The 4,819-nt window shown below is 69.3% G+C and carries 9 protein-coding genes; 5 read left to right on the forward strand and 4 right to left on the reverse strand.

The features are described 5' to 3' along the window. The 4 genes from VJR25_RS16715 to VJR25_RS12890 all read left to right on the forward strand — a co-directional run. Window positions 1-177: putative quinol monooxygenase (locus tag VJR25_RS16715; protein ID WP_414683786.1), on the forward strand; the 177-nt coding region annotated here is incomplete at its 5' end. Beyond that, a complete protein-coding gene (locus VJR25_RS12880) occupies window positions 177-1,109 on the forward strand; it encodes a carbohydrate kinase (RefSeq protein ID WP_324115648.1) in 933 nt (310 codons plus the stop codon). The genes VJR25_RS16715 and VJR25_RS12880, both read left to right, overlap by 1 nt. Before the next feature lie 272 nt (window positions 1,110-1,381). Beyond that, window positions 1,382-2,194: an alpha/beta fold hydrolase gene (locus VJR25_RS12885; protein WP_324115635.1), complete on the forward strand. Its 813-nt coding sequence runs from the start codon at window positions 1,382-1,384 to the stop codon at window positions 2,192-2,194. A gap of 22 nt (window positions 2,195-2,216) precedes the next feature. After that, window positions 2,217-2,798 carry a VanZ family protein gene (locus tag VJR25_RS12890; RefSeq protein ID WP_324115637.1) on the forward strand — a complete coding sequence of 194 codons (582 nt, stop codon included), beginning with the start codon at window positions 2,217-2,219 and terminating at the stop codon, window positions 2,796-2,798. A gap of 19 nt (window positions 2,799-2,817) precedes the next feature. Here VJR25_RS12890 and VJR25_RS12895 read toward each other — a convergent pair whose 3' ends face one another. Both VJR25_RS12895 and VJR25_RS12900 read right to left on the reverse strand, forming a co-directional pair. Further along, window positions 2,818-3,165, reverse strand: a complete 348-nt coding sequence (locus VJR25_RS12895; RefSeq protein WP_324115639.1) for an ATP-dependent DNA ligase — start codon at window positions 3,163-3,165, stop codon at window positions 2,818-2,820. Further along, window positions 3,165-3,485 carry a hypothetical protein gene (locus VJR25_RS12900; RefSeq protein WP_324115641.1) on the reverse strand — a complete coding sequence of 107 codons (321 nt, stop codon included), beginning with the start codon at window positions 3,483-3,485 and terminating at the stop codon, window positions 3,165-3,167. Before VJR25_RS12900 ends, VJR25_RS12895 begins: the two co-directional genes overlap by 1 nt. Before the next feature lie 171 nt (window positions 3,486-3,656). Here VJR25_RS12900 and VJR25_RS12905 point away from each other — a divergent pair, with 171 nt between their 5' ends. Further along, the gene (locus tag VJR25_RS12905; protein WP_324115643.1) at window positions 3,657-4,121 is read left to right on the forward strand and encodes a helix-turn-helix domain-containing protein; all 465 of its coding nucleotides are present in this window, start codon (window positions 3,657-3,659) and stop codon (window positions 4,119-4,121) included. A gap of 3 nt (window positions 4,122-4,124) precedes the next feature. Here VJR25_RS12905 and VJR25_RS12910 read toward each other — a convergent pair whose 3' ends face one another. Together VJR25_RS12910 and VJR25_RS12915 are read right to left on the reverse strand one after the other, a co-directional pair. Further along, on the reverse strand, window positions 4,125-4,469 hold the full coding sequence (locus tag VJR25_RS12910; RefSeq protein WP_324115645.1) for a hypothetical protein: 345 nt from the start codon (window positions 4,467-4,469) through the stop codon (window positions 4,125-4,127). Window positions 4,470-4,536: 67 nt separating this feature from the next. Further along, window positions 4,537-4,819 (reverse strand): AMP-binding enzyme (locus tag VJR25_RS12915; protein ID WP_414683750.1); only part of this gene is annotated, 283 nt, incomplete at its 5' end.

Genomic DNA, 4,819 nt, shown 5'->3' on the forward strand with positions numbered 1-4,819 from the left:
GCCTTCACGGTCCTCGACGACCCCGACCTGTTCGTCGTCGTCGAGGAGTACGAGGATGCCGCGGCCTTCGACGCGCACCTGGCCACACCGCACTGCGCTCGCTTCAACGAGGAGTTCGCGCCCTTCGTCGTCGGCGGCCGATCGACGCTCACCCGGCTCGAACCGGTGCCCACGTGATGCGGCCCGTCCTCGTGATCGGTGAGTCGCTGATCGACATCGTCGACCGCGGCGACGGGACCGAACCGGTGCGACACGTCGGCGGCAGCCCGCTCAACGTGGCGTTCGGTCTCGGACGGCTGGACATCCCCACGGTGTTCGCGACCGAGTTCGGCGACGATGCGGACGGCGAGGCGATCGCTCGTCACCTTGCCTCCGCGGGTGTGCGGATCGAGCGTTCCGACGACGGCGTGCGCCCGACGGCCACGGCGATCGCGCGCATCGGAGCGGATGGATCCGCGGAGTACGTGTTCGACCTCGACTGGACGTTCACCCGCCCCCCGCAGCCGACCGGTCTCGCGGCGGTTCACATCGGGTCGATCGGCGCGTTGCGCACTCCCGGGTCGCAGAAGGTGATCGGGTTCGTCGAGGCTCTGCCCGACGACGTGCTCGTCACGTTCGATCCGAACATCCGGCCGGCTCTCGTCCCGCCACGCGACGACACGCGCGACCTCGTCGAGCGGTACGCCGCGCGGGCCGGCATCGTCAAGCTGAGCGACGAGGACGCGGAATGGCTCTACCCGGGCCGCGCCGACGCTGTTGCGCAGATCCTCCTCGAGCGGGGTGCGAGACTCGTCGCGGTCACGCGGGGCGCCGAAGGCAGCACGCTGCACACCGCCTCGGCGACGGTCGACGTGCCGGCACGCCCCACGCGCCCCGTGGACACGATCGGCGCCGGCGATGCGTTCATGGCCGGACTGCTGGCGGCCGTCGTCGGGGGCGGCGGGGTGCAGGACGTCCTCGACGGAGGCCTCACGCCGGCCGATCTCTCCGCCATCGGGCGCATCGCCGCGGTCGCCGCTTCCATCACCGTCAGCCGTGCGGGGGCCATGCCCCCGACCGCCGCGGAACTCGAACGACACGTGCAGGAGCCGTACGTGTCCGCTGTGTAGCCGGCCGGGACCCACCTGCGCCGGATCGCGGTGCCGCATGGTCCTCCTTCCGTCGCGAATGGGCAACCGGGTTGCCGGGGCATCTGCGGCGTGCGACGTTCGGACCGGAGCCGATCGACGGCGAGAGGGCGGGTGACGGCATGGGTCGGGGCGTGACTGTGGTGACGGTGGTCGACGGCGGGGCACATCGATGAGGCCGTCGGCGATCGCGTGGGCGGACTTCTCATGATGCAGCTCGAATCCCTGGCGGCGCCGGCCCGGAAGGCCGGACGATGACCTCGCGGCAGATCACGACGTCGTCCGGTGCACGGCTCGGCATCACAGGGTATGGCGATCCCGCATCCGGCCGGCTCGTCGTCCTGTTCCATCCGGCGCCGGGCGCCTCCCGATTCGACCCCGACCCGGCCGCCACCGGGCATTGGGGCGTCCGCCTTCTCGGCATCGAACGACCCGGGTACGGAGCATCCGACCCCGCCGGGAAGGCGCCGTCGTTCGTGCGCTTCGCCGACGACGTGGCCGAGTACCTCCGGCGGATCGAGACGAACGCGGAGCAGATCGGCACGGTGCCGTTCCACAGCGTCGGCGCCGTCGGCTGGGGCGTCGGCGCGATCGCGGCGGCCGTGCTGGCCGCACGCCATCCGCGACAGGTCGACGCGCTCCTCCTCGTGGATGCGCCCGCCGATGCCCGGCTCGACGACCTGCATGCCCCGTTCCAGCTCGCGGATCTCGGGATCGGAGACGAGCCGGCAGCGGAGGCGGCGCATCCCGACATCCTCCGAAGGGTGGGCCGCATGCTCGATGACGCCGGGCGGCAGGGCGAAGCGGGCATCGATTTCGACCGGGCCGCGCTCGACGCCGACGATTGGAAGGATCGACTGGGCGGCATCGACGTGCCGACGGTGCTCGTCTACGGCGACGACCACCCGTTCGTCCGCGCCGACCGAGACGGCGCGTGGCTGTCGGACCGCATCCCCTCGGCGCGGGTCGTGCGGGTGCCCGACGTGGCGGGACTCGCCGTCGGCGCCGTGTGGTCGCGGATCCTCACGCACGTGGCGCCGGAGCACGGAGCCACGGCGGACGAATAGGTGCGGCGTGTACCGTACGGGGATGCCTGAGCAGACTGAGCAGCCACCGCCCGAAGCGGTCGAGGATCGGTCCAGCCGGCAACGACTGACGACGCGGGCGAAGGTCGAGACCGCCGTCGTCTGCGCCGTGTTCGTCCTCTACGTCGTCTTCGCGCTGAAGCTGCTGCTGTTCTCGCGAACGCCCGGTTCGGAGCGATCGCTCAACCTCGTCCCGTTCGCGACCATCGGGGACTACCTGTTCGGCGGTTCGTCCGGGCTGAGGAGATTCACGTTCGGCAACGTCGCGGGAAACATCCTGCTCTTCCTCCCGCTCGGCGCCTACGTGTCCGTCCTGACGAGGTCGACGGTGGCGCGCACCATGCTCATCGTCGCCTCGGCGAGCGTGGCGGTGGAGGTGATCCAGGGCGTCTTCGGCCTGGGGGCGTCGGACATCGACGATGTCATCCTGAACTGCCTCGGAGGGTTCGCCGGCGTCGTTCTGTTCCTGCTGTTCAGGATGGTTCTGCGAGATCGCGGCCGGGTTCGCACGGTCATAGCGGTGCTGTCGCTCGTCGCGCTTCCGGCCGTGTTCTTCTTCCTCTTCGCCGTCAGACTGCGGATGTGAGCCGTCCGGGCGACCCGGGCTACGCGTGAAGGGCGAGGATGTCCTGCCCATCGGGTCGGGAGGTCAGGGGCGCGGTGGGTTCGGGGACGAGGTAAAGGCCGCTCTGCCCGTTGGCAGTCTGTGCGAGGGCCTCGACCCAGGCGATGTTGATCTCCGGTTGCCGGGACCCGTAGAACTTGAAGACCAGGCTGACGCCCGGGTGGATCCAGACGGTGGTGCGTCCGTTGCCGAGGCTGGCATCGTCCTTCCAGGTGAGCGTGAACGGCTCCCCGCGGCGGAGTTTGTTGACGATGACGATCTGCAAGTGGGTGAGGGCGCGATCTTCGACGTCGACCTTGATGCTGTTGTCGTACGTGAGCCTGCCCATCAGGCACCTGCCAGTACGGCGAGGGACGCCGGGGCGACCTGGAGCGCGACCCCGCGGGTGGAATTCGCCTGCGAGGCGAGTTCCTGCAGCAGCACCGGATCGAGCGACTCTGCCTGGTCGCTGTCGAACTCGAACCGCAACGGGATCGCCGGGGCGAACCAGAGTGTCGTGGACGCGATGCCGTCACCGTCCGCGGGAGCGAAGGAGACCGCGAACCTCTCGTTGCGGCGCAGTTTGACCGTGACGACGGCTCTGAGATGAGCGAGAAGTCGGTCGGGGATCGCAACAGGCGGGGCCGTTGCGTAGTAGAGAGAGCCCACGATGTTCCTCCGATCGGGTGCCGGAGCGAGGCGCGGTGAGGGGGCGGACTCCGGGTGCTGTCACCGCAGTCTAGATCTTATCTCGCAAATTTAGATAACTGTTCTAAAAGTCAACGATGCTAAGCGTCTGATATCCTGTCCTTGGACAGCGCGATCCGAGGGAGGGCTGACATGGAACCGAACCAGCGTCGTGGCTCTTCCTCGTTGGCGGCCGCGCTGCAGCGGTACCTGCACTCCCGCTCCGCGGCGATGATCGACGCGCGGCGGGAGCTGCGCATCAACGACCTCGACGCGCGGGCGCTCCTCTACGTCGCCGACCACCCCGGCACCCGCCCCGGCGCCCTGTCCGCGTTCCTCGGCATCACCTCCGCCGGCGTGACGACCCTGATCGATCGGCTCGTCAAGCGCGGCGCCGTCCGCCGCGACGTCGACCCCGACGACCGCCGCGTGAACCGTCTCACCGCCACCGTCGACCTCTCCGCCGCACCGTGGTCGGCGCTGACCCGATTCGACGAAGCCTTCCACCTCGCCACGACCGAGGCCGGCGATCCGCACCTCATCGAACAGTTGGTCGCGGCGCTGGACGACTGCACGAACGCCGCAGCCGAGGCATCCGCCCGGCCGCCCCGATTCTGACGATCAGGGGACGTCCGGACCCGCGAAGCCCTGCGACTTCGCCTGCAGGAACGCGCACAGCGCGGCCACCACGGACAGCTCCGCCGCGAAGTTCAGCACTTGAGGCGAAGGCAGCGATGCCGCCACCTCCCGGGGTTCCAGGGTCACCATCCACCGCAGGGCATCGCGTGACTCCGGTTGGATCGTGATCACCGTCGCCGGGTCGGCGACGCTCACCACGACCAGACCGGTATTGGCGTCGTCCGCACCATCCTGCGGAACCACGCGGACCTGGCCGCTGAACTCATAGCCGAGCTCCACGAACTCGTCGACCCACGATTCCAGCGTGCGCATGCTTCGGAACGACATCGACTCCCCTTCGATCGGCCGGATACCCCATTATCCGCCACGCCCACCGCAGATGATCGGCTGCCGTTCAGAGGCCGAAGGCCTCCCGCAGTCCGGTCTTGCGGATCTTGCCCGAAGCCGTGCGCGGCAGATCGTCGATGAAGACGACTCGGCGCGGGATCTTGTACCGCGCCAGGCGCCCGTCCAGATGACCCCGGACGGCGCCCTCCGTCAGGGAGGCATCCCCGGTGAGCACGACGAGAGCGGCGGGCACTTCACCCCATCGATCGTCCGGAACGCCGATCACGGCGACCGACGCGACCTCCGGCAGCTCCATGATCATCTGCTCGACTTCGGCGGGGTAGATGTTC

Origin of the sequence: Microbacterium sp., assembly GCF_035277845.1 — a bacterium.
In the GTDB taxonomy this organism is placed as follows: Bacteria; Actinomycetota; Actinomycetes; order Actinomycetales; family Microbacteriaceae; genus Microbacterium.